At 69.8% G+C, this 22,684-nt stretch carries 18 protein-coding genes and 1 pseudogene; 11 read left to right on the top strand and 8 right to left on the bottom strand.

Annotated features, from left to right (window positions below):
• Window positions 1-2 precede the first annotated feature (2 nt).
• Complete coding sequence (locus DVH02_RS18285) at window positions 3-1,460, top strand: S28 family serine protease (protein ID WP_114624887.1); 1,458 nt, start codon at window positions 3-5, stop codon at window positions 1,458-1,460.
• A 192-nt stretch (window positions 1,461-1,652) separates the two neighbouring features.
• On the opposite strand, the gene DVH02_RS18290 is transcribed toward DVH02_RS18285, so the two are convergent.
• Window positions 1,653-3,479: a glycoside hydrolase family 3 protein gene (locus tag DVH02_RS18290; protein ID WP_114624888.1), complete on the bottom strand. Its 1,827-nt coding sequence runs from the start codon at window positions 3,477-3,479 to the stop codon at window positions 1,653-1,655.
• 138 nt (window positions 3,480-3,617) lie between these two features.
• Complete coding sequence (locus DVH02_RS18295; protein WP_114624889.1) at window positions 3,618-4,538, bottom strand: LysR family transcriptional regulator; 921 nt, start codon at window positions 4,536-4,538, stop codon at window positions 3,618-3,620.
• A 265-nt stretch (window positions 4,539-4,803) separates the two neighbouring features.
• Here DVH02_RS18295 and DVH02_RS18300 point away from each other — a divergent pair, with 265 nt between their 5' ends.
• A complete protein-coding gene (locus DVH02_RS18300; protein ID WP_114624890.1) occupies window positions 4,804-5,772 on the top strand; it encodes an EamA family transporter in 969 nt (322 codons plus the stop codon).
• Between the two features lie 297 nt (window positions 5,773-6,069).
• On the opposite strand, the gene DVH02_RS18305 is transcribed toward DVH02_RS18300, so the two are convergent.
• The 3 genes from DVH02_RS18305 to DVH02_RS18315 all read right to left on the bottom strand — a co-directional run bounded on the left by DVH02_RS18305 (window position 6,070) and on the right by DVH02_RS18315 (window position 9,231).
• Window positions 6,070-6,861, bottom strand: a complete 792-nt coding sequence (locus tag DVH02_RS18305) for a sugar phosphate isomerase/epimerase family protein (RefSeq protein WP_114624891.1) — start codon at window positions 6,859-6,861, stop codon at window positions 6,070-6,072.
• Window positions 6,858-7,925, bottom strand: coding sequence for a helix-turn-helix domain-containing GNAT family N-acetyltransferase (locus DVH02_RS18310; RefSeq protein ID WP_114624892.1), 1,068 nt, complete (start codon window positions 7,923-7,925; stop codon window positions 6,858-6,860). Before DVH02_RS18310 ends, DVH02_RS18305 begins: the two co-directional genes overlap by 4 nt.
• 226 nt (window positions 7,926-8,151) lie before the next feature.
• Complete coding sequence (locus DVH02_RS18315; RefSeq protein WP_114624893.1) at window positions 8,152-9,231, bottom strand: LacI family DNA-binding transcriptional regulator; 1,080 nt, start codon at window positions 9,229-9,231, stop codon at window positions 8,152-8,154.
• A 141-nt stretch (window positions 9,232-9,372) separates the two neighbouring features.
• Here DVH02_RS18315 and DVH02_RS18320 point away from each other — a divergent pair, with 141 nt between their 5' ends.
• The 6 genes and pseudogenes from DVH02_RS18320 to DVH02_RS18350 all read left to right on the top strand — a co-directional run.
• A complete protein-coding gene (locus tag DVH02_RS18320; RefSeq protein WP_114624894.1) occupies window positions 9,373-10,524 on the top strand; it encodes a Gfo/Idh/MocA family protein in 1,152 nt (383 codons plus the stop codon).
• Window positions 10,521-11,684: a dihydrodipicolinate synthase family protein gene (locus DVH02_RS18325; RefSeq protein ID WP_233518305.1), complete on the top strand. Its 1,164-nt coding sequence runs from the start codon at window positions 10,521-10,523 to the stop codon at window positions 11,682-11,684. The genes DVH02_RS18320 and DVH02_RS18325 overlap by 4 nt, the downstream gene beginning before the upstream one ends.
• A 41-nt stretch (window positions 11,685-11,725) precedes the next feature.
• A complete protein-coding gene (locus DVH02_RS18330; protein WP_114624916.1) occupies window positions 11,726-12,517 on the top strand; it encodes a sugar phosphate isomerase/epimerase family protein in 792 nt (263 codons plus the stop codon).
• Window positions 12,518-13,202: 685 nt separating this feature from the next.
• The gene (locus DVH02_RS18340) at window positions 13,203-14,321 is read left to right on the top strand and encodes a DUF6192 family protein (protein WP_114624896.1); all 1,119 of its coding nucleotides are present in this window, start codon (window positions 13,203-13,205) and stop codon (window positions 14,319-14,321) included.
• Window positions 14,322-14,324: 3 nt separating this feature from the next.
• Window positions 14,325-14,759: a RacP protein gene (locus DVH02_RS18345; RefSeq protein WP_114624897.1), complete on the top strand. Its 435-nt coding sequence runs from the start codon at window positions 14,325-14,327 to the stop codon at window positions 14,757-14,759.
• Between the two features lie 53 nt (window positions 14,760-14,812).
• Window positions 14,813-15,627, top strand: a pseudogene (locus DVH02_RS18350) (IS5 family transposase); the annotation flags it as partial.
• Window positions 15,628-15,848: 221 nt separating this feature from the next.
• Here the strand turns inward: DVH02_RS18350 and DVH02_RS18355 are convergent.
• Window positions 15,849-16,556 (bottom strand): SDR family oxidoreductase, encoded by a 708-nt coding sequence (locus DVH02_RS18355; protein WP_114624899.1) that lies wholly within the window; start codon window positions 16,554-16,556, stop codon window positions 15,849-15,851.
• Window positions 16,557-16,618: 62 nt separating this feature from the next.
• Between DVH02_RS18355 and DVH02_RS18360 the strand changes: the two genes are divergently transcribed.
• The 3 genes from DVH02_RS18360 (at window position 16,619) to DVH02_RS18370 (ending at window position 21,042) form a co-directional block, all read left to right on the top strand.
• A complete protein-coding gene (locus DVH02_RS18360; RefSeq protein WP_114624900.1) occupies window positions 16,619-17,005 on the top strand; it encodes a MerR family transcriptional regulator in 387 nt (128 codons plus the stop codon).
• Between the two features lie 352 nt (window positions 17,006-17,357).
• Window positions 17,358-19,577 (top strand): SF1B family DNA helicase RecD2, encoded by a 2,220-nt coding sequence (gene recD2 / locus DVH02_RS18365; protein WP_114624901.1) that lies wholly within the window; start codon window positions 17,358-17,360, stop codon window positions 19,575-19,577.
• Between the two features lie 166 nt (window positions 19,578-19,743).
• A complete protein-coding gene (locus DVH02_RS18370) occupies window positions 19,744-21,042 on the top strand; it encodes a citrate synthase (protein ID WP_114624902.1) in 1,299 nt (432 codons plus the stop codon).
• A 452-nt stretch (window positions 21,043-21,494) separates the two neighbouring features.
• On the opposite strand, the gene DVH02_RS18375 is transcribed toward DVH02_RS18370, so the two are convergent.
• Together DVH02_RS18375 and DVH02_RS18380 are read right to left on the bottom strand one after the other, a co-directional pair.
• Window positions 21,495-21,779 carry a heavy-metal-associated domain-containing protein gene (locus tag DVH02_RS18375; protein WP_114624903.1) on the bottom strand — a complete coding sequence of 95 codons (285 nt, stop codon included), beginning with the start codon at window positions 21,777-21,779 and terminating at the stop codon, window positions 21,495-21,497.
• A 142-nt stretch (window positions 21,780-21,921) separates the two neighbouring features.
• Window positions 21,922-22,563, bottom strand: a complete 642-nt coding sequence (locus DVH02_RS18380; protein WP_114624904.1) for a TetR/AcrR family transcriptional regulator — start codon at window positions 22,561-22,563, stop codon at window positions 21,922-21,924.
• Between the last annotated feature and the right edge of the window lie 121 nt (window positions 22,564-22,684).

The raw sequence follows: 22,684 nt of genomic DNA on the forward strand, positions 1-22,684 counted from the left end.
GAATGGGCAAGGCGCTGAGATGGGTGCTGTCGCTGGTGCTGCTGATAGGCACGGTGGCCACCGCAGGTGCGGCCACCGCCGCCGATCGGAGTGCGGACCAGCAGACCGCCACCGACACCGTCGACACCAACGACACCACTGATATCAAGGACAGAATCCTCGCGATCCCGGGGATGAGTCTGATTCAGGAGAAGCCGTACGACGGCTACCGCTACTTCGTTCTCAACTACACCCAGCCGGTCGATCACCGGCGCCCCTCCAAGGGCACCTTCCAGCAGCGCATCACGCTGCTGCACAAGGACACCAGCCGCCCCACGGTCTTCTTCACCAGCGGCTACAACGTCTCCACCAGCCCCAGCCGCAGCGAGCCGACCCGGATCGTCGACGGCAATCAGGTATCGCTGGAGTACCGCTTCTTCACCCCGTCCCGCCCCCAGCCCGCCGACTGGTCCAAGCTGGACATCTGGCAGGCGGCCACTGACCAGCACCGCGTCTTCACCGCGCTGAAGAAGATCTACAGCGAGAACTGGCTCGCCACCGGCGGCTCCAAGGGCGGCATGACCGCCACCTACTACGAGCGCTTCTACCCGCGCGACATGGACGGCGTCGTCGCGTACGTCGCGCCCAACGGTGTCGCGAACGGCGACAACTCGGCGTACGACCGCTTCTTCGAGACCGTCGGCACCGAGGAGTGCCGCGACAAGCTCACCGCCGTGCAGCGTGAGGCGCTCATCCGCCGTGTACCGCTGAAGAAGAAGTACCAGGAGTGGGCGGAGGCCGAGGGCGCCACCTTCGACACCATCGGCTCGTTCGACAAGGCGTACGAGGCCGTCGTGCTCGACTACGCCTGGGCCTTCTGGCAGTACGGTCGCCTCGACGACTGCGACAGCATCCCGCCGGCCACCGCGTCCGACGACGTCATCTACGACAGCGTCGACGCCATCTCCGGCTTCTCCGCGCCCACGGACCAGAGCCTGGCGACGTACACGCCGTACTACTACCAGGCGGGCACCCAGCTGGGCTGGCCCACCATCAAGCAGCCGAAGCTGGCCGAGCTGAGCCGCTACGGCTACCAGCCGCCGCGCAGCTTCGTGCCCAAAGAGATCCCGATGAAGTTCGACCCGCGCGTGATGCCGGACGTCGACAACTGGGTCCGCCACCACGCGAACCGCATGCTGTTCGTGTACGGGCAGAACGACCCGTGGGGCTCCAAGCAGTTCCGCCTGGGCCACGGCGCGCGCGACAGCTACGTGTATGTCGCGCCGGGCGCCAACCACGGCGCCAATGTCGCCGGACTCGTCCCCGAGCAGCGGGCGAAGGCGACGGCGCGGATCCTGGAGTGGGCGGGCGTCGCCCCGGCCGCCGTGGAGAAGGACGAGACGCGGGCGAAGCCGCTGGCGAAGTTCGACGCCGAACTGGACAAGCAGAAGCTGGACCGCCGGAACACGCTGCGGCCGTGACCGCCGCGTGAGCCCCCGCTCTGCCACCGCCCGTCGTCCGCCGCTCGCCGTGAGCCGGTGGACGACGGGCGGTGGGCGTTGGGCGTTGGCCGAGTGCGGCGGTGGGTCGGTGTGCCGGGTGGGCCGGTGGGGAACGGACGACGGTGGGCAGCGGTCGGTGGGCAGCGTCATGTGCTCTGCGCGTGAGCGCGGTCAGTACGTCAACCCGTGTCCCATCGGGTACAGCACCCGTGCCGGGTCGTCCGCGCGCCGCACCGGCACGGGAAGCCGACCCCGTGGCCGGGCCCGGCCCGCGATGACCCGGGCGGCGGCCCGCACCTCCACATCTGTCCAGGAGTACGCGGCGAGGGAGGCCGTGACCCCGGACAACTGGGCGATGTCATAGGGATTGCGGACGGCCAGCGTCACGACCGGCACACCGGTCGCGGCCAGCGCGCTCACCAGCGTGCGCTGCGCACTGGCCGCCGTGACGTTGTACGTGGCCACGACCACCGCGTCCTTGCCGCGCGCGCCCGCCACCGCCTCGTCGATCCGCGCCGCGGTCGGTGCCGTGCCGGTGGCCAGCGCGGTGACGGTGAAGCCCAACTCGGTCAGGGCGGTGGCCAGTACGGTGACCGGCGGGCCGGTGGTGCCCGAGGGCGAGGCCGCTTCGGCGCCGACGACCAGCAGATTCCGCTCCCGGCTCCGGCTGAGCGGCAGCAGCCCCCGCTTGTTGACCAGCAGGGTCGTGGTCGCCTCCGCGATCCGGTCGGCGGTGGCCAGATGCGCCGGGGTGCCGACCGTACGGTCCACGCTCCCGCGCGGAGGACACGGATCGCGGAACAGACCCAGCCGGTCCTTGAGCGCGAGGATCCGCAGCACGGACTCCTCGATCCGCCGCTCGGTCAGCTCGCCGCTCCTGACGGCGGCCAGCACGGCGTCCCGGGCGAGCCGGAGGTCCGGTGGATTGAGCAACTGGTCGACACCGGCCTTGAGAGCGAGGACGGGCACCCGGTCGTCACCGTACTTCTGCCGGACGCCCTTCATGTCGAGCGCGTCCGTGATCACCACGCCGTCGTAGCCGAGCTGTTCGCGCAGGACGCCGGTGACGATGGGGTGCGAGAGCGTCGCCGGGTCCTCGCTGGGATCGAGCGCGGGGACGACGATGTGCGCCGTCATGATCGAGGCGGCCCCGGCGGCGATCGCGGCCCGGAACGGCGGGGCGTCCAACTCGGTCCACTGCTCGCGGGTGTGGTGGATGGTCGGCAACGCGTAATGGCTGTCGTCGGTCGTGTCGCCGTGGCCCGGGAAGTGCTTGGCCGCGGTGGCGACGCCCGCGCTCCGGTAGCCCCTGATCTGCGCGGTGACCAGACCCGCCACGGCCTGCGGATCGGCCCCGAAGGACCGGACACCGATGACGGGGTTGGCCGGGTTCACGTTGACGTCCGCGTCGGGCGCGTAGTTCTGGTTGATGCCCATGGCGGCCAGCTCCGCCCCGGCGATCCGCGCGGACTCGCGCGCCTCGTCGGGCGAGCGGGCCGCGCCGAGCGCCATCGCGCCCGGCAGCAGGGTGGCGGGCTTGCCGATCCGGGCGACGGCGCCGTGCTCCTGGTCGGTGGAGATCAGCAGCGGTACGGGGGTGCGCTGGGCGAGGGCCGCGCGCTGGATGCCCCGGGAGAGCGCGGCGATCTGGTGCGGGTCACGGGTGTTGTGCGCCCAGGCGAAGTAGATGATGCCGCCGACGTGGTAGGTGGAGATCAACTCGGCCGCTGTGCGCACCCCGATCTCGGCGAGGTTGGCGTCGGCGTCGGCGCGGTCGGGATCGGTGGCGGAGTGTCCGTACACCCGCATCACGAAGAGCTGGCCCACCTTCTCCTCCAGACTCATCCTGGAGACGAGCCGCCGGAGCCGGTCGGGGTACCGGCGGGACGGGATGGGGCCGGGCACGGCATGTGCGGGGAGAGCCGTGGCGCAGACGGCGGCCGCCGCTACGGCGGTCGCGGTGAGGAGAGCGCGTCTGGAGATGGTCCGGTCGTGCACTGGTGCTCCTTCCGGCCATGTGGCGCGAGGGAAGTGAAGAAAACTTCCAGGATTTACGGATATCCGGAAAATAATTGCCAGTCAAGGGACGCGCCGCCCCGGGCCGGGGTCCGCGGAGGGAGGGGCGCCGTCGAGAGGTTACGAAGGCGCCGGGGCGGCCGAGACCGTCGGCCAGTGCCGCCGCAGCGTCTCCACGGTCACGGTGACGGCGGGGCGCCGTGCCGCACCCGTACGCCACAGCGCGTACAGCCGCCGCACCGGCACCGGGTCGAGGGTGACGGCGCGCACCCCCTCGGGGAGCGGCCCCCGGCCCAGGCGCGGCATCATCGCGATCCCCAGCCCCGCCCGGATCAAAGCCAGCTGGGTGTGGTTCTCCTCGGCCTGGTGGGCGAGGTCCGGCTCCCAGCCGGCCGCGCGCAACGTACGGACGAGCCAGTCGTGGCAGACCGTCCCCGGCGGCTGGCAGATCCAGCGCTGCCCGCCCAGGTCCTGCCTGCTGATCGAGGACCGGGCCGCCAGCGCGTGCGTGGCCGGGACCAGCACGTCGCACAGATCGTCGCCCAGGAACGCCTGCTCCACGCCTTCGGGGGCGGGCAGCGGGGCGATGTCCCAGTCGTGCGCGACCGCCAGGTCGATCGCGCCGCGCGCCACCAGGTCGATGGACAGGTGCGGATCGATCTCCCGCAGGCGCACATCGAGCGTGGGGTGCAGCGCGGCCAGTTCGGCCAGCACGCCCGGGAGCAGCCCGCGGGCCGAGGAGGCGAAGGCCCCGACGGTGAGCTGTCCGGTCGGCTGCCCTCTGCGCTCCTCCAGCGTCGTCTCGGCCCGCTCCACGATGACGAGCAACTCCTCCGCTGTGGCCGCGAGATGGTGCGCCTCCTCGGTGAGCGCCACGCCCCGGCCGCGCCGCTCCAGCAGGACGGTGCGCGTCTCCCGTTCCAGCTTGGTGATCTGCTGGGAGACGGCTGAGGGGGTGTAGCCGAGGAAGGCGGCGGCCGCCGCGACGGAACCGTGGACGGAGACCGCGTGCAGGGCGCGCAGCCGGGCGAGATCGAGCATGGGTTCCCCCTGGGGTCGCGGTCGTGAGCGCGGTCGTGGTCGTGGGTGTGGCTGTGGCTGTGATCGTGGTCCTGCGGGTGCGACGGCGGGTGCGAGAGGCGCGGGTTCAGGTGAGGGCGGGCGCGAGGTCGCGGGGGCGGGTGCGGGGACGGGGAGGCGTCGTGGGCAGCGTAGGGCGACCTCCCGCACTCGTAAGCAATGCTGAATTCAACCATGAAGTTATTCGCGCTGGTGCTAAATGGTTTGGCTCGGTGACGATCTCCGTATGCGCACGACACATATCGCTCTCGCCGTTCTTGTCGCCGCCCTGTGGGGCGTCAACTTCGTCGTCATCGAGATCGGCCTCGGACACTTTCCGCCGCTCCTCTTCTCGGCGCTGCGGTTCCTGGTGGCGGCGCTGCCCGCCGTTTTCTTCGTGGGGCGACCGAAGGTCGCCTGGAAGTGGGTGATGGGGGTCGGTCTCACGCTCGGTGTCGCGAAGTTCGGGCTGCTCTTCGTCGGTATGGACCGGGGCATGCCGGCCGGTCTGTCGTCGCTCGTCCTCCAGATCCAGGCGGTCTTCACCGCGCTGATCGCCGCGCTCGCCCTCGGCGAGCGGCCCGGCCGGGTGCGGCTGCTCGGCATGGGCGTCGCGCTGGCGGGCATCGCCGTCGCGGCGGTGGACGAAGGGACCTCCGGGCCGTTGCTCGCCTTCGCCCTGGTCATCGCCGCCGCGGCGTGCTGGGGCGTCTCCAACGTGCTCACCCGCAAGGCTGCCCCGCCGGACGCCCTGAACTTCATGGTGTGGGTGTCGACCGTCCCCGTACTGCCGCTGCTCGCTCTCTCGCTGCTCTTCGAGGGACCGGCTGCCGACCTGGCCGCGCTGCGCGAGCTGGATACCGGCGGCGCCGCTGTCATCTTGTACGTCGCGTGGGTCACGACCGTCTTCGGCTTCGGCGTCTGGGGCTTCCTGCTGCGCCGCTACCCGGCCTCCTCCGTGGCGCCCTTCTCCCTCCTCGTGCCGGTCTCCGGGATGACCTCCGCCGCCCTGCTGTTGGACGAATCGATCAGCCCGGCGCGCTGGTGCGCGGCGGCGCTGCTGGTGGGAGGCGTGGCGCTCACCTCCCTCCCACGGAGCGGCCCGCGCGGAGCCGCCCGCCATGGATCGGCCCGCCGTGGATCGGCTCCGGCACTCGACGTGCCCGCACCCGTCGCCTCCGCCTCGCGCGGTCCGGACGGCGAGCTGACCCGGTGATCCTCCTGGGCCCTTCCGCTGCAGACGCTGGGCGAGGGCGGAAGGGAGGCGCCAGCGAGAGCGGACCCCCGGGGCGGTGGCGCGGCCGAGGCGTCGACCGCGGGTAGGCCGTGATGGCCCCTCCTGGCCCGGCCAGGAGGCGCCAGCGAGAGTCGCCCCCCCCGGGGCGGCGGCGCGGCGGAAGCGTCGACCGCGGGTAGGCCGTGATGGCCCCTCCTGGCCCGGCCGTCCGCCCCGGACCCGCCGCCGTGCCGCTCCTTCTGCCTCCCCTGCCTGGTCGCCCCGCTGCTCGGCTGCTCAGCCGTGCCCGCCGGCCAGCCCCTCCAAGTGGACCCGGCCGGCCGCCAGCAGCCCCGGTAGCTCCTCCGCCTGCGGATACCAGCGCTTCTCGTACTCCCAGCAGACCCAGCTGTCCTCGTCGAGCAGGGCGAGGCACTTGCCCAGCGGCAGCACTCCGGCACCCAGGGCCAGCGGCGTGGTGTCCTGCGCCGAGGCGATGTCCTTGACCTGGACATAGCCCAGATGCGGAGCGAGTACGGAATGGGTGGTGACCGGATCCTCACCGCCCAGCCAGGTGTGCATCACATCCCAGAGGGCCCCCACCCACTGGTGTCCGACCAGCCCCACCACGCGGGCCGCGTCCGCGCCCGTGCGGTGGGAGTCGTGCGTCTCCAGAAGGATCCGTACACCGGAGTCAGCCGCCGTCTCCGCCGCTGCGGCCAGCCGTCGCGCGGCCGTCGCGTCGGCCTCCGCCGCCGACTGCTCGCCACCGCCCGGGAAGACCCGCAGGTACGGTGCGCCCAGATCCCGCGCCAACGACAGCAAGTCGTCCATCTCCTGGCGCAGTTGTTCCTCGTCCACCGTCGCGCTCGCCACTCGTGGGTACCCGGCTATCCCCAGGATCTCGACATCGGCCCGCTTGAACTCCTCGACCACCGCCGCCCGGTCCCGCCGCCCCAGGCCCCGGTGCACGGGCTCCTCCGGATGGGCGCGCAGCTCCACGCCCTGGAAGCCGTTCGCGGTGGCGAGCGCGACCACCTCGGATATGGGCTGGCCCGGTACTCCGAGAGTGGAGAAGGCGAACTTCATGGTGCTGTCCCTTCCTGGGGTACGGCCGGCTCCCGGAGGGGGAGCGTCCAGTCCTGGCCTATCAGTTCGGCGCCGTAGGAGTGATGAGGTCGCTCGGAGACGAGTGTGAATCCGGCGCGCTCGTAGAGGGCGCGGGCTGTGGTCAGGACGTCATTGGTCCACAACGTCACCTCCCGGTACCCGGCCTGCCGGGCGAAATCCACCACCGTCCCGATCAGCCGCTGCCCGAGGCCGTGCCCCCGGGCCCCGGGCTCGACCAGCAGCAGCCGCAGCCGCGCGGTGCCGGGCGTCTCGTCCCGTATCCCCGAGGCGTCGGCGCCCGTGCCCGTGCCCCTACTCGTGCCCCTGCCGGTGTCCGTGCCCGTGTCCACGTTCGCCTCCGCGGTGGCGTTCGTGGCATCGTCCCGTACACACATCACCGACCCCACCGGTCTGCCGTCCAGCTCGGCGATCCAGGCCCGCTCCACCTGAGGGTCGTGGTGCTGGGCGAAGTCCGCGACGATACGGGCGACGAGCCCCTCGAACTCCGTGTTCCAGCCGTACTCCGCCGCGTACACCGCGCCGTGCCGCTGCACTATCCAGCCCAGCTCGCCCGGCACCGGGTCCCTCAGCAGTGGTTCGCCGCGCCCGGGTATCGAGGCCGGGGTGTCTTGGAGGATGTCGCGCACGGTGCGCATCGCGTCCGTGAGCTGGGGCCGCCGGGCCGGTTCGACCCGGTCGAGCAGCGAGCCGACCGCATCCCGCGACCGCTCGTCGAGCAGGGCCGCGGCCTCGCGGCCCTGTCGCGTCAGGGTGATCCGCTGGCGCCGCGCGTCCTGCTCGGACGGCGCACGTCCGACCAGGCCGTCCCGCTCGAACTTGGTCAGCAGTCGGCTCAGGTATCCGGCGTCGAGCGACAGCTCGGCGCGCAGGTCCGCGGCGTCCGTGCGCGTGGCGTGGGCCAGCTCGTACAGCACGCGCGACTCGGTGAGCGTGTACGGCGTGTAGAGGTGCTTGCTGTAGTCGAGCGCGCCGATGAGATTCGTATAGAAGCGGTTGAACGCGCGAACTTCCTGAACGGCCATGATCCCCGCCAGCCTTCTCCCGTTTTTCTTTGACTGAGTCAACGCTACGGCGTTCCGGCGGCGTCCGGCAAGGGGTGCTGTGCCCCTTGGCGTCAACTCGCCAAATCCCACGTGCCCGCGCCCTGGCCCTCCGCCCCCGACACCCCGGAACCATCGGTCCGACTGACCGACTGACCGGCCGACTGGCCGACCGACCGGCTGGCCGACCGCCGCGCTCCCGACTGCCTCAGTCCGTCCTCGGCGGCGCCGTGGACGCCCGCGCCATCAGCTCCGCCGCGATGGTCGCGATCCCGCCCGGCGGCGGGGTCTCCATGCCCATCGCCAGCCGTCCCGCCCGTCCTCCAGCCTCGTGCAGCGGCAGCCGCACGGTCGTCAGCGCCGGCGTCGCGTCCACCGAGAACGGCAGGTCGTCGAAGCCGGCCACCGAGATGTCCTCCGGGATGCGCAACCCCTTGTCGCGCACCGCCGCGCACGCCCCCAGCGCCACCGTGTCGTTGGCGGCGACCACGGCCGTCAGGTCCGGCGCCCGCCGCAGCAGCTCCAGCGTCGCCTCGTACCCGGAGCGGCGGCTGTAAGGACCGTGCACCGTGAGCGACTCCCGCCCGTCCGTGCCCGCCCCGTCGTCCCGTCCCGCCGCCCGCAGCGCCGCGCGGTGTCCCTCCAGCCGGTGCCGGGTCGTCGTCCGCTCCGCCGGGCCGGCCACGTAGCCGATCGTCCGGTGCCCCAGCGCGAGCAGATGCTCCGTCAGCCGCTGTCCGCCGCCCCGGTTGTCGAAGGCCAGCGCCGCCACGATCGCCTCGCTCCCCGGCAGCGGCGGACGCCCGCACAGCACCACCCGGGTACCGGCGTCGGCGAGTTTCGCCAGCTTCGTCGTCATCGCGGCGATGTGCCGAGGGTCTTCGAGCGCCCCGCCCGTCAGGATCACGGCCGCCGCCCGCTGGCGCTGGAGCAGGGTCAGATACGTCAGTTCCCGTTCGGGTGACCCGCCCGTGTTGCAGACGACGGCGAGCTTCTCGCCGCCCGCCCGTCCGGTCCCCTCCTGCCCGCCGATCTCGGCCTGCGCCGCCCCGGCCATGATCCCGAAGAACGGGTCGGCGATGTCGTTGACGAGAACGCCCACCAGGTCGGAGGTGGCGGCGGCGAGCGAGCTGGCGGGCCCGTTCAGTACGTAGTCCAGCTCGTCCACGGCCCGCAGGACGCGCTCACGGGTGGTGGCGGCGACCGGATAGTTTCCGTTCAGCACGCGGGAGACCGTGGCCGGTGAGACCCGGGCGCGGGCCGCCACATCCGCCAGCGTGACCGTCATCGCTTTCCTCCGAGGTGGTTCCGAGGGGCTACGGGTGGGATCGAGGGAGAGATCGCGGCGGGGCACTTGTCCGGGCCGCTGTCGCAGGCTAGCTTCTTACCGGATAGAAAGCGCTTGCTACGGCTGTATGGAGGGAATTTCGTGACACGCAGGACAGTGCGGATCGCCATGAACGGCGTCACGGGTCGGATGGGATACCGGCAGCATCTGCTCCGTTCCGTTCTCGCGATCCGCGAACAGGGCGGAGTGGATCTCGGCGGCGGCGAGGTGCTCTGGCCCGAACCCGTCCTCGTCGGCCGCCGTGACCACGCCCTCAAGGAGATCGCAGAGCGCCACGGCCTGACCGAATGGTCCACCGACCTCGACGCCGTCCTGGCGGACGACACGATCGACGTCTACTTCGACGCGCAGGTCACCTCGGCCCGAGTCGAGGCACTCAAGAAGGCGATCGACGCCGGAAAGCACATCTACACCGAGAAGCCGACCGCGACGGATCTCGAAGGCGCCCTCCAACTGGCCCGACTGGCCCGCACCGCCGGGATCAAGCACGGCGTCGTACAGGACAAGATCTTCCTGCCGGGCCTGCTCAAGCTCAAGCGCCTCATCGACGGCGGATTCTTCGGTGAGATCCTCTCCGTACGGGGAGAGTTCGGCTACTGGGTCTTCGAAGGCGACTGGCAGGACGCGCAGCGCCCCTCCTGGAACTACCGTTCCGAGGACGGCGGCGGCATCGCCGTCGACATGTTCCCGCACTGGGAGTACGTCCTGCACGAGCTGTTCGGGCGGGTCCTGAGCGTCCAGGCGCACATCACCACCCACATCCCGCGGCGCTGGGACGAGCAGGGCAAGCCCTACGCGGCGACGGCGGACGACGCGGCGTACGGGATCTTCGAACTCGACGGTGGCGCCGTCGCGCAGATCAACTCCTCCTGGGCCGTCCGCGTCAACCGCGACGAACTGGTCGAGTTCCAGGTCGACGGCGTGCACGGGTCCGCGGTCGCCGGGCTGCGCAACTGCCGTGTCCAGCACCGCAGTGCCACGCCCAAGCCGGTCTGGAACCCGGATCTGCCCGTCACCGAGTCCTTCCGCGACCAGTGGCAGGAAGTGCCGGACAACACCGAGTTCGACAACGGCTTCAAGGCGCAGTGGGAGCTGTTCCTGCGCCACGTCGTGCTCGACGAGCCGTATCAGTGGGACCTTCTCGCGGGCGCGCGCGGCGTCCAGCTGGCCGAGCTGGGGCTGCGCTCCTCGGCCGAGGGCCGCCGCTTCGACGTACCGGAGCTGACGCTGTGAGCGCCCTCCGGCTGCCCTCGCCCGGTGGCGGCACGCGCGCGTACAACCCACGCGCGGAACCGGCCCGGTTCACCGCCGCCGGCACTTCGCTCTCCTCCCGTACGGTCTTCTCCGCCGCCCATGTGGTCGCCGACCCGTACGCGGACAGCAGCCCGGACGCGCCCGCCGCCGTCGACTGGGACGCCACCCTCGCCTTTCGCCGACACCTGTGGTCGCACGGCCTCGGGGTCGCGGAGGCCATGGACACCGCGCAGCGCGGTATGGGCCTGGACTGGGCGGGCGCCGCCGAGCTGATCCGCCGCTCCGCCGCCGAGGCGAAGGCCGTGGGCGGCCGGATCGCCTGTGGCGTGGGCACCGACCAACTGGGGCCGGGAACGCACTCCCTGGCCGACGTCCGCGCCGCCTATGAGGAACAGCTGTCCCTGGTGGAGGAGAGCGGCTCACAGGCCATCCTGATGGCCTCCCGCGCCCTCGCTGCCGCCGCGTCGTCCCCGGACGACTACCTCGGCCTCTACGCCCACCTCCTGCGGCAGTCCTCGGAACCGGTGGTTCTGCACTGGCTCGGCCCGATGTTCGATCCCGCGCTGGACGGCTACTGGGGCAGCGCCGATCTCGACGCGGCCACCGAGACGTTCCTCCAGGTCATCTCCGAGCACCCCGACAAGGTCGACGGCATCAAGATCTCGCTGCTCGACGCGGACCGCGAGGTCGCGCTGCGCCGTCGGCTGCCGAAGGGCGTGCGCTGCTACACCGGCGACGACTTCAACTACCCCGAGCTGATCGCGGGCGACGACCAGGGCTTCAGCCACGCGCTGCTCGGGATCTTCGACCCGCTGGGGCCGCTGGCGGCGGAAGCCGTACGGGTCCTGGACACGGGCGACACGGCGGGATTCCGCGCACTCCTCGACCCCACCGTCGAGCTGTCGCGGCACCTCTTCAAGACGCCCACGCGTTTCTACAAGACGGGTGTGGTGTTCCTGGCCTGGCTGGCCGGGCACCAGGACCACTTCACCATGGTCGGCGGCCTCCAGTCCGCCCGCTCACTGCCGCATCTGGCGCGGGCGTACGAACTGGCCGACGGCCTGGGGCTGTTCCCCGATCCGGCGCTGGCCGCGACCCGGATGACGTCCCTCCTCACCGTGTACGGAGTCGAGCAGTGACCGGTACGGCCGACGGCCTGACGCGCTTCAGCATCAACCAGATGACCGTCAAGCAGCTGTCGCTGCCCGAGCTGACCGAGACCTGTGTACGCCTGGGTGTACCGGGTGTCGGGCTGTGGCGCGAACCCGTTCAGGCGTACGGGGTCGAGGCCGCGGCGCGGCTCGTACGCGACGCGGGCCTCGCGGTCACCACGCTGTGCAGGGGCGGATTCCTGACCGCCGTCGATCCCGTCCTCCGTAAGGAGGCGCTCGACGACAACCGCGGCGCGATCGACGAGGCCGCGGCGCTCGGCACCGACACCCTCGTGCTGGTCTCCGGCGGCCTTCCCGACGGCGACAAGGACCTGCGCGGCGCCCGGGAGCGCATCGCGGACGCGCTGGCCGAACTGGCGCCGTACGGGGCACGGCAGGGCGTCAGGCTGGCGATCGAGCCCCTGCACCCCATGTTCGCGTCCGACCGTTGCGTGGTCTCCACCCTCGACCAGGCGCTCGACCTGGCGGAACGCTTCCCCGCCGACCAGGTCGGGGTGGCCGTGGACACGTACCACATCTGGTGGGACGACCGGGCTCCCGCCGCCGTCGCGCGCGCCGCGGAACGGATCTTCACCTTCCAGCTGGCCGACTGGATCACTCCCCTTCCGGCCGGCGTGCTGAACGGCCGGGGCCAGATCGGCGACGGCGCGATCGACATGCGCGCCTGGCGCGAACGGGTGGACGCGGCGGGCTACACGGGAGCCATCGAGGTGGAGCTGTTCAACGACGAACTCTGGGCGAGGGACGGCGTCGAACTGCTCACGGAGGTCACCCGGCGGTATCTCGCCCACGCGCTGTAGCGTCCCGGCCGGCCCGGACGCCCGGCGGCGCCTCGGGGCGCGGCCCGCCGTACCGTCCGCGTGCTGGTCAACGCCGCGCGGACCGCCCCGTTCCGGCCGCTCGCCGGTTGCTTCGTCCTGCGCGGATCTCCCCCGTGCTGTTGCCCGCGCTGAGTGCCTGTTTTCGATCCCAGGTTTTGAGTAGCTTTGTGCCCTAGGCTGGCTGGGTGTCCGAGGATGCCGGGCAGGCTGTGGAGCGTGCGTGTGAGGGGTGTGGGAGTCGACTGAGGCCGAGCGCTCCGCCTCGGGCGAGGTTCTGCTCTACGGCATGTCGTGCCAGACACTGGCGTCGCGACCTGCGGTTGCGTAAGCGGGTGGCTGCGGAACTGGATGGCGCCGGCCGGGCCGAGTGTCCCGAGTGCGGGACTACTTGGGTCGCGGGTGTGGACCGCCGTTCGAACGCGGTCTACTGCTCGCGGCGATGCGTCACGAGGGCCTGGCGGGCCCGAAAGGAATCGTTCGGCGAACGGTCACAGTGACCGCAACGCGAACGCGCCCGAATCGCATCTTCGATCAGATTCCGGTCACTTCCGGTCGATCGTTGTGATCTTAGGATTTCCGGTCTGACTCTTGGTCGAGAGGCGGGCTGCGTCTTGACACGGCCCCAAGTGCCATGCCGCGGCCTGTAGTTGAGGGTGAGAAGCCCATGACCGAAGAGGTCGAGATCGCCGACAAGGTCGGCAGCGTCAGTGCGAACCGGTACGCGGAGATCGTGGCCGAGCTGCGGAAACTCGTGGAGACTGCCAGCCGGATCCAGTTCACGATCGGCGACTACGCACTCGAAGTCGAGCCGATGCGCGAGGCCGGCGGCCAGGAGCGAAGCGACTCGCTGTTCAGGGTCAAGGACTCGCTGTTCCGCCTGGCCGAGGACATCGGGCTGTCCTACGCGATGGTGGACAAGGCCCGGTGGACCGCGTCGAAGTGGCCGAAGGACCGGCGGGTCGCCGCGGTGTCGTTCACGGTCCACAACATCCTCGCGGCCATCGCCGACGACGAGGAACGGTTCACCACCATCCTCAACCCGCCTGAGGGTAAGTCTCGTTGGACGCCGGACGAGGCCAACCGGCGTGTCGGACGCCAGGTCGTCAAGCCCGTCACTCCGCAGGAGAAGGTCAGCGCGATCCACTCACTCGCCAAGGACGACGAGGTCGCGGGACGTGTCACCGGCGACCTGCTGCGACGGCCGGAGGTTGTCGCGCAGGTCAGGGACGAGGACAAGGTCCGGGTCGTGGAGGAACTGACCCGCGAGGACCAGGTCGCGGCCGCGGTCGCCCCGGACTTCCTGCGGCGCCCCGCGGTCGTCGCCCGGGTCGCCAAGGCGGACAAGGTGAAGGTCGTCGAGGAGCTGACCCGCGACGAACACGTCGCGGCCGAGGTAACCACCGGCCTGCTGCGCAGGCCGGACGTCGCCTTCAAGGCCATGTCGGACGACACCGCCCGCCACCAGGTCAACCGGGCCCAGGTTGACCAGGGCCGGCAGGCCCGTGAGCACTTCGAGGAGACCAGTCCGGTCGCTCCCGCGATCCGCAACATCGACCGGTCGGTGGAGTTCTTGGACCTGGTCACCGCCTGCCACGCGTTCGTCGCGGCGGCCGGCCGGGTCGTTCCCGGGATGCGCGACCGCCAGCTCGGCGACGACGAACGCGTGATCGTGCACGAGAACGTCGCCCGCGTGAGGGCGACGCTGGACTGGATCGAGACGGCCGTGGACACCGGCAAGGTCGACGTCGACGGCGAACTGGCCAAGCTCCTGCAGGGTGAATAGCCGATGCCCCGTGCCTCCGAGCGCAGGTCGCCAGCGGCCCAGCGGCATGCCGACACCGTCCGGTTCGTGCTCTTCGAAGCCAGGCCGGCCGGTCTGACCTTTCCCCAACTGGTCAGATCCAGCGAACTCTCACCCCACCAGACCCGCGCGGGGCTTGCCTGCCTGCGGGACATCATCACCGAACGCGGCTGGCCTCCCCTGATCTGGACCCTGAAGCACGGCTACAAGTTCTGCGCCGACCCCGCCGAACTCCAGGTATACGAGGTCGCGATCATCCGGGGCAAGCTCACCGAGATCCGCCGGTTCATCACCGGAACCGTCGCCCCGCACGCCGTCCTCCAGCCCAAAGGCCGGTGGATCAAACATCTCAACACCCAGCTCAACTCGGTCGAGTCCACGCTCGACGTCATCGCTGACTACACCGACGCCGACGCCTGATCGGTGGGTCCGGCCGCTTCGCGGCCGGACCCACCGAGTCTTTGAGGGAGGGAATGTTGCCGCGCAGGCGCTGCTACCCCTCGGACACCTGGGACGACGAGTGGGCGCTGATCGAACCACTGCTGCCGGTCCCGGCCTGCGAGACTCCGGCCGGCGGCCGTCCGGAGAAGCACCCCCGCCGAGAAATCGTGGACGCGATCCGCTACGTGGTCGATACCGGATGCAAGTGGCGGGCCCTGCCCAAGGACTTCCCGCCCTGGCGCACGTGTTACGGGTTCATGGCCCGCTGGGCAGCCTGCGGCGTCGTCGGACAGATCCGTGACCAGCTCCGCAAGCGGATCCGCCGTGAGATGGGCCGGGCGCCCGGGGCGGTGGCCACCGTCATCGACTCCCAGTCGGTCAAGGCCGCCGAGACCGTCGGCAAGGACTCCCGCGGCTACGACGCGGGCAAGAAGATCAACGGCCGCAAGCGGCACCTGGTCGTGGACACCAAGGGCCTGCCGCTGTTCGTCATGGTCACCCCGGCCGACATGACCGACCGCAACGCGGCGAAGGAAGTGCTGTTCCGGCTGCGGCTGATGCACCCCGAGATCACCATCGTCTGGGCCGACTCCGCCTACGCTGGACAGCTCGTGACCTGGGCGAAGACATACCTGAACCTGACGATCAAGACCGTCAGCCGTCCGAAGAACACCCCCGGCTTCGTCGTCCTGCCCCGGCGCTGGGTCGTCGAACGCTCACACGCCTGGGTCATGCACGCCCGCCGGCACGCCCGCGACTACGAACGGCTCATCCAGCACTCGGAATCGCTGATCGCCTGGGCCGCGATCACTCTCATGACCAGGCGCATCACCCGCAGAAGCTCCCGCAGGAGCGGACAGCCGGCCTCCCGCGAAGCCCAACGCGACTGATCCTCTTGGCACTGACGGTCAGCAGCCCCACCCAGACCCCACACGGGTCTCCGCCCGCCCGATTCTCGCACCACCACCGCGACTACGTCTGCGCAACAGGCGGCAACGGGGCTGACCCGACAGCCGCAGCCCCCGGCCCCGCCACCGAAACTCCTCCGTCCGGGGTTCCTGGCTGTGGTCAGGAGTCCAGGAACTGCTGGAACTGCTTGTCGAAGTCGCGAGGATCCTTGCCCAGCGACGCCTTGACCATCGCGGTGAAGTCGTCGACGACAACCTCGAACGCATCGGCCTCGACACCGTCGAGGGTGATACGGGCGACATCGGCCGGGTCCATCTTGGGTACGTCGTAGCCCTTCATCATGTCGGTGTCCGCCGCTCCGAGGTGCACCGAAGTGACGCTCGTGCCCTGCCCGGCCAGTTCCTGGCGCAGGGCGTTGCTCATGCTCCAGACGGCGGCCTTCGAGACCGCGTAGGCGCTGCTGCCGGGGAAGACGAACCAGGACGCCGACGAGGCGATGTTCACCATCGCGCCCCCGCCGTTCGCCGCGAGGACCGGCGCGAAGGCGCGGGCCATGGACAGCGTGCCCCAGAAGTTGACGTCCAGTGCAGCACGGACAGCGTCCAGGTCACCGAGCAGGGTGCCTCCGCCGATTCCGGCGTTGTTGACGAGCAGGTTGACGTCGCCCGCCGCGCGGGCTGCCGCCGCGACGGCGAGGGGGTCGGAGATGTCCAGGGCGAGGACCTCGACACCGTCGAGGTCGATCGACTCGGGTCGACGGGCGGTCGCGTAGACCTTCGCGCCCCGTTCGACGAGCTGGGCAGCGAGATGACGGCCGATGCCGCGGTTGGCTCCGCTGACGAGCGCAGTGGCTCCGTAAATGTTCATAGGACGTACGCTAAAACCTCACGTCAACGTGAGGATCAAGTCCGTTCCGCCCGGGAGGTGCCATGCGTATCGGAAAAGTGGCCGAAGGCGCTGGGGTCAGCGTCCGTGCGCTGCGGTACTACGAAGAGCAGCGGCTCGTCATCGCCGACCGCAGCCCCAGCGGCCACCGGCAGTATCCCGAGTCCGCCGTTGAGCGGGTGAAGTTCATCCAGCTTCTCTACTCGGCCGGGCTGAGCAGCAAAGCGATCTTGCAGGTCCTGCCCTTCCTGGACACCCTCGTCGCGACCCCACGGATGACACAGCGACTCAAGGACGAACGCGACCGCATCCGGACCCAGATCGACGACCTGACCAGGGCGCACGACCGGCTGGATGAGCTGATCGGCCTCGCCACCGAGTCTGCGATCTCTCCAGCTACCTGCTCGGCGAGCGTGGATGCCTCCACATGATCGACCGATCCTCCTAGCCTCGTTCGAATTCTGAGCTGGCCAAAAGCTCGCCAAGGATCGAAAACAGGCACTGATGGCGTCGGCCGTCCGCGCGAGCCCTCGCGGCGGACCGGGGAAATAACTCTGCGGAACCGTGCAACCCTTCCGGGGTGACGTGAGTCGTATACGTCAACAGGGCTTTCGGGGGATGAATCCGGGGGGATTGGAAGGCTCTGTTGGAGGGGGGAGCGTGCGGGGCCCGGTCCGGTGGACCGGGCCCCGATCAGTGCGCGAGCGGCGCCGCGTGCGCGTGCGGTGGGGGAGTTGTCCACAGGCCCGCCGCGATGTCGGAGCCGGGCGGTAGCGTCTGAGCATGTCCAATCCAGCGATGGCGGTGCTCGAAGCGGTCCTCGAGCGCATCACCTATGCCAACGAGGAGAACGGGTACACGGTCGCCCGGGTCGACACCGGCCGTGGCGGGGATCTCCTCACCGTGGTCGGCTCCCTGCTCGGCGCCCAGCCCGGCGAGTCGCTGCGCATGGAGGGGCGTTGGGCATCGCATCCCCAGTACGGCAAGCAGTTCACGGTGGAGAACTACACCACGGTCCTGCCCGCCACGATCCAGGGCATCCGCCGCTACCTCGGCTCGGGTCTCATCAAGGGGATCGGCCCGGTGATGGCCGACCGGATCACCACACACTTCGGCGTCGACACCCTCGACATCATCGAGAACGAGCCGAAGCGGCTCGTGGAGGTGCCCGGTCTCGGCCCCAAGCGGACCAAGATGATCGGGGCCGCCTGGGAAGAGCAGAAGGCCATCAAGGAAGTGATGATCTTCCTTCAGGGGGTCGGTGTCTCCACCTCCATCGCGGTGCGCATCTACAAGAAGTACGGGGACGGCTCGATCTCCGTGGTCAAGGGCGAGCCGTACCGGCTGGCGGCCGACGTCTGGGGCATCGGATTCCTCACCGCCGACCGGATCGCCCAGGCCGTCGGCATTCCGCACGACAGTCCGGAGCGGGTCAAGGCGGGCCTTCAGTACGCGCTGTCGCAATCCACCGACCAGGGACACTGCTACCTGCCCGAGGAGCAGCTCATCTCGGACGCGGTCAAGCTGCTCCAGGTGGACATGGGCCTGGTCATCGAGTGCCTCGCCGAGCTGGCGGCCGAGGACGAGGGGGTCGTCAAGGAGAGGGTTCCAGGGCCGGACGGGGTGGAGCAGGTCACGGCCGTCTACCTGGTTCCGTTCCACCGGGCCGAGCTGTCCCTCTCCGCCCAGGTGCTGCGGCTGCTGCGCACCGGCGAGGACCGGATGCCGGCCTTCCGGGACGTGGCCTGGGACAAGGCGCTGAGCTGGCTGGCGGGGCGTACGGGGGCCGAGCTGGCCCCCGAGCAGCAGGAGGCGGTCCGGCTCGCGCTCACCGAGAAGGTCGCCGTGCTGACCGGCGGACCCGGCTGCGGGAAGTCCTTCACGGTCCGTTCGATCGTCGAGCTGGCGCGGGCCAAGAAGGCCAAGGTCGTCCTGGCGGCTCCCACCGGGCGGGCGGCCAAGCGGTTGGCCGAGCTGACCGGAGCGGAGGCGTCCACCGTCCACCGGCTGCTGGAGCTGCGGCCGGGCGGAGACGCCGCGTACGACAGGGACCGCCCGCTGGACGCCGACCTGGTGGTGGTCGACGAGGCGTCGATGCTGGATCTGCTGCTGGCCAACAAGCTGATCAAGGCGGTGGCGCCGGGCGCGCATCTGCTGCTCGTCGGGGACGTGGACCAGCTTCCCTCGGTCGGGGCGGGCGAGGTGCTGCGCGATCTGCTCGCCGAGGGCGGTCCGGTGCCCAGGGTCAGACTCACCCGGATCTTCCGGCAGGCACAGCAGTCCGGGGTGGTGACCAACGCGCACCGCATCAACTCCGGGGTCCAGCCCCTCACCGAGGGACTCCCGGACTTCTTCCTGTTCGTGGAGGACGAGACGGAGGACGCCGGGCGGGTCACGGTCGATGTCGCGGCGCGGCGGATTCCCGCCAAGTTCGGGCTGGACCCGCGCCGCGACGTCCAGGTCCTGGCGCCGATGCACCGGGGCCCGGCCGGTGCGGGCACGCTCAACGGGCTGCTCCAGCAGGCCATCACTCCGGGCAGGCCCGACCTCCCCGAGAAGCGCCTGGGCGGCAGGGTCTTCCGCATCGGTGACAAAGTGACCCAGATCCGTAACAACTATGAGAAAGGGGAGAACGGCGTCTTCAACGGCACGGTCGGCGTCGTCACCGCGCTCAACGCCGACGACCAGCGGCTGACGGTGCTGACGGACGAGGACGAGGAGGTGCCGTACGACTTCGACGAGCTGGACGAGTTGGCGCACGCGTACGCCGTGACCATTCACCGCTCCCAGGGCAGTGAGTACCCGGCCGTGGTCATCCCGGTCACCACCGGTGCCTGGATGATGCTCCAGCGCAATCTGCTCTACACGGCGGTGACCCGCGCCAAGAAGCTCGTTGTCCTGGTCGGCTCCAGAAAGGCCATAGGGCAGGCGGTACGTACCGTTTCGGCGGGTAGGCGCTGCACCGCGCTCGACCACAGGCTCAGGGGACTTTCGGCACCGTGACTTCCCACAACTGGGGCGAACGGGGCAGGATGAGCTGGTTGGCGGCACTGAGTGCCGCCAAAAGGCCTAATGGCCGACCCCGAGTGCACTCTCCTGAGCCAAATGGGGGATGGTAGAGACAGTCAGGGCACCTCGAAGAAGAGGCACTACGTCGGTGAGGGATGACGTGAGCGAGAAACGCGACAACGCGGTAGTACTGCGGTACGGCGACGGCGAGTACACCTATCCGGTGATCGACAGCACCGTCGGCGATACGGGCTTCGACATCGGGAAGCTCCGTTCTCAGACCGGTCTGGTGACTCTGGACAGCGGCTACGGCAATACCGCCGCCTACAAGTCCGCGATCACCTATCTCGACGGCGAACAGGGCATCCTGCGCTACCGCGGTTATCCGATCGAGCAGCTGGCGGAGTCCTCCAGCTTCGTCGAGGTGGCGTATCTGCTGATCAACGGCGAGCTGCCGACGGTCGACGAACTGGCCACCTTCAAGAACGAGATCACCCAGCACACGCTGCTGCACGAGGACGTCAAGCGGTTCTACGACGGCTTCCCGCGCGACGCCCACCCGATGGCGATGCTGTCCTCCGTGGTCAGCGCGCTCTCGACGTTCTACCAGGACAGCCACAACCCGTTCGACGAGAAGCAGCGTCATCTCTCCACGATCCGGCTGCTCGCCAAGCTGCCGACCATCGCGGCGTTCGCGTACAAGAAGTCGATCGGTCACCCCTTCGTCTACCCGCGCAACGACCTCGGGTACGTCGAGAACTTCCTGCGCATGACCTTCTCGGTCCCCGCGCAGGAGTACGAGCCGGACCCCGTCGTGGTCTCCGCGCTCGACAAGCTGCTCATCCTGCACGCGGACCACGAGCAGAACTGTTCGACCTCCACCGTGCGGCTGGTCGGCTCGTCGCAGGCGAACATGTTCGCCTCGATCTCCGCCGGCATCAGCGCCCTGTGGGGCCCGCTGCACGGTGGCGCCAACCAGTCGGTGCTGGAGATGCTGGAAGGCATCCAGGCGTCCGGCGGCGATGTCGACACCTTCATCCGCAAGGTGAAGAACAAGGAAGACGGCGTGAAGCTCATGGGCTTCGGGCACCGCGTCTACAAGAACTTCGACCCCCGGGCGAAGATCATCAAGGCGGCGGCGCACGATGTCCTCTCGGCGCTCGGCAAGTCCGACGAGCTGCTCGACATCGCGCTCAAGCTCGAGGAGCACGCGCTGGCCGACGACTACTTCGTCGAGCGCAAGCTCTACCCGAACGTGGACTTCTACACCGGTCTGATCTACCGGGCCATGGGCTTCCCGACCGAGATGTTCACCGTGCTGTTCGCGCTCGGCCGGCTGCCCGGCTGGATCGCCCAGTGGCACGAGATGATCAAGGAGCCCGGCTCCCGTATCGGCCGCCCGCGCCAGATCTACACCGGCGAGGTCCTGCGCGACTTCGTTCCGGTCGAAGGCCGCTGACGCCGGAGTCCGGAGCGACGAAGGCGAAAAGCGCCCCGCCCACCGATCCCCCCACGGGTCGGCGAGCGGGGCGCTTTCCATATCCCCGGAGCGGATTCCCCCCACGGGATCCGGGCCGGGCGTCTGCCGTAACCAGAACGGCTACTCGCGGTCGGACCGGGGTACGTACGGGAGGGCCGCTCAAAGCTCCCCGTGCACGTGCCCCGGCCAATCGCTTGCCTGGGATGTCCCCCAAGACATCCCCAGCGATCCCGTCGAACGTCCCCCAAGACGTTCTTCCGGCATCGTCCTCTTAGACACGCGAGATGGCCTAATGGTTACCCCACAATCTATGTGATCTAGATCTCTTTGTGAAGGACTTGTGGGTCATGTGGAGGAACGAAGGTGGGGTGGGGTGGTAACCAGGCAAACGCAGGGCTGGGCCGGGTTGGGCCTGGGATTGCCTGGTCGAATCAAGATTGGCTCGCCAGCTCGTATCCCGCCTCGTCGACGGCGGCGCGTACGGCCGTCTCGTCCAGGGGGGACCGGGAGGTGACGGTCACGTCGCCGGTCGCGGCCGACGCCCGGACGGAGGTGACGCCCTCGATGCCGGAGATCTCGCTGGTGACGGCGGTTTCGCAGTGTCCGCACGTCATGCCGGTGACCTGGTAGACGGTGGTGATCCCCTCCGTGCCGTCGGGCGTGGAGGGGCGGGAGTCGGTGGCCTCGGTGGACTGGCTCTTCGTCTCGGCGGTCATGGCGTTCTCCTTGTCGGGGATTTGGCGCGATCGACGCGCTTTCCATGGTTCGCCGGGGGTGCGTGGGGCGCATTCCGCCGGCGCATCCTCGACTGTACCCCTAGGGGGTATGGAGTGAATCCTGGGAGTCCATGCCCCGGCCTCAGGCGGATCCGATGATCGGGTCGAGGTAGCGGTGGAGGACGGTCTTCAGCTCGGCGCTGTACGTGTCCCGCTCCTCGGGTGCGGCGGCGAGGGTCAGGTCCAGGCCGCCCTTGAAGATGGAGAAGGTCATCCGCACGATCCGCTTGATGTCGGCCTCCTCCGCGTCGGGAAGGCGGCCGCGGAGGATCTCCTCGACCCGGGCGAGCGCGGAGGTGTGGAGGTTCTCGTGCTCCAGCGTGACCTTGCCGGGGACGTCGGTGCACTGCATCAGGACGCCGAAGGCCGGGTTCTCGAAGTTGAACTGGATCAGCGGGTCGAGGACGGCGTCCAGCAGCTCGGCCAGGGGCAGTTCGAGATGGGCCTGTGTGAGCGCTTCGCCGTAGGTGGTGTGCCAGCGGGCCAGGAGGTGGTCGCCCAACTCGATGGCGATGGCCTCCTTGTTCGGGAAGAACTGGTAGAGGGTGCCGGGGGAGACGCCCGCCTCCCGGGCGATGGAGCTGGTGCTCGCCGCCGTGTAGCCGGAGGTGCAGAAGACGCGGGCGGCGGCTTCCAGGAGTTGGGCGATCCGGCGCTCGCCGCGTGCCTGGCGGCGGCGTGGTCTGACCGTCGATGTGCCGCCGCCGCTCTTCTCCTCCGGCATGTCGGTCCCCGGCTTTCCTGGATCGGTTGACAAACACGAGGGGTCGCTCGCATTCTAGTTATGCGAGCGGTCGCTCGTGTTTTCAATTCTATGACAATGGCCGACCCGTGCAACGGGTCAC

Source organism: Streptomyces corynorhini (assembly GCF_003346515.1).
Taxonomy (GTDB): domain Bacteria; phylum Actinomycetota; class Actinomycetes; order Streptomycetales; family Streptomycetaceae; genus Streptomyces; species Streptomyces corynorhini.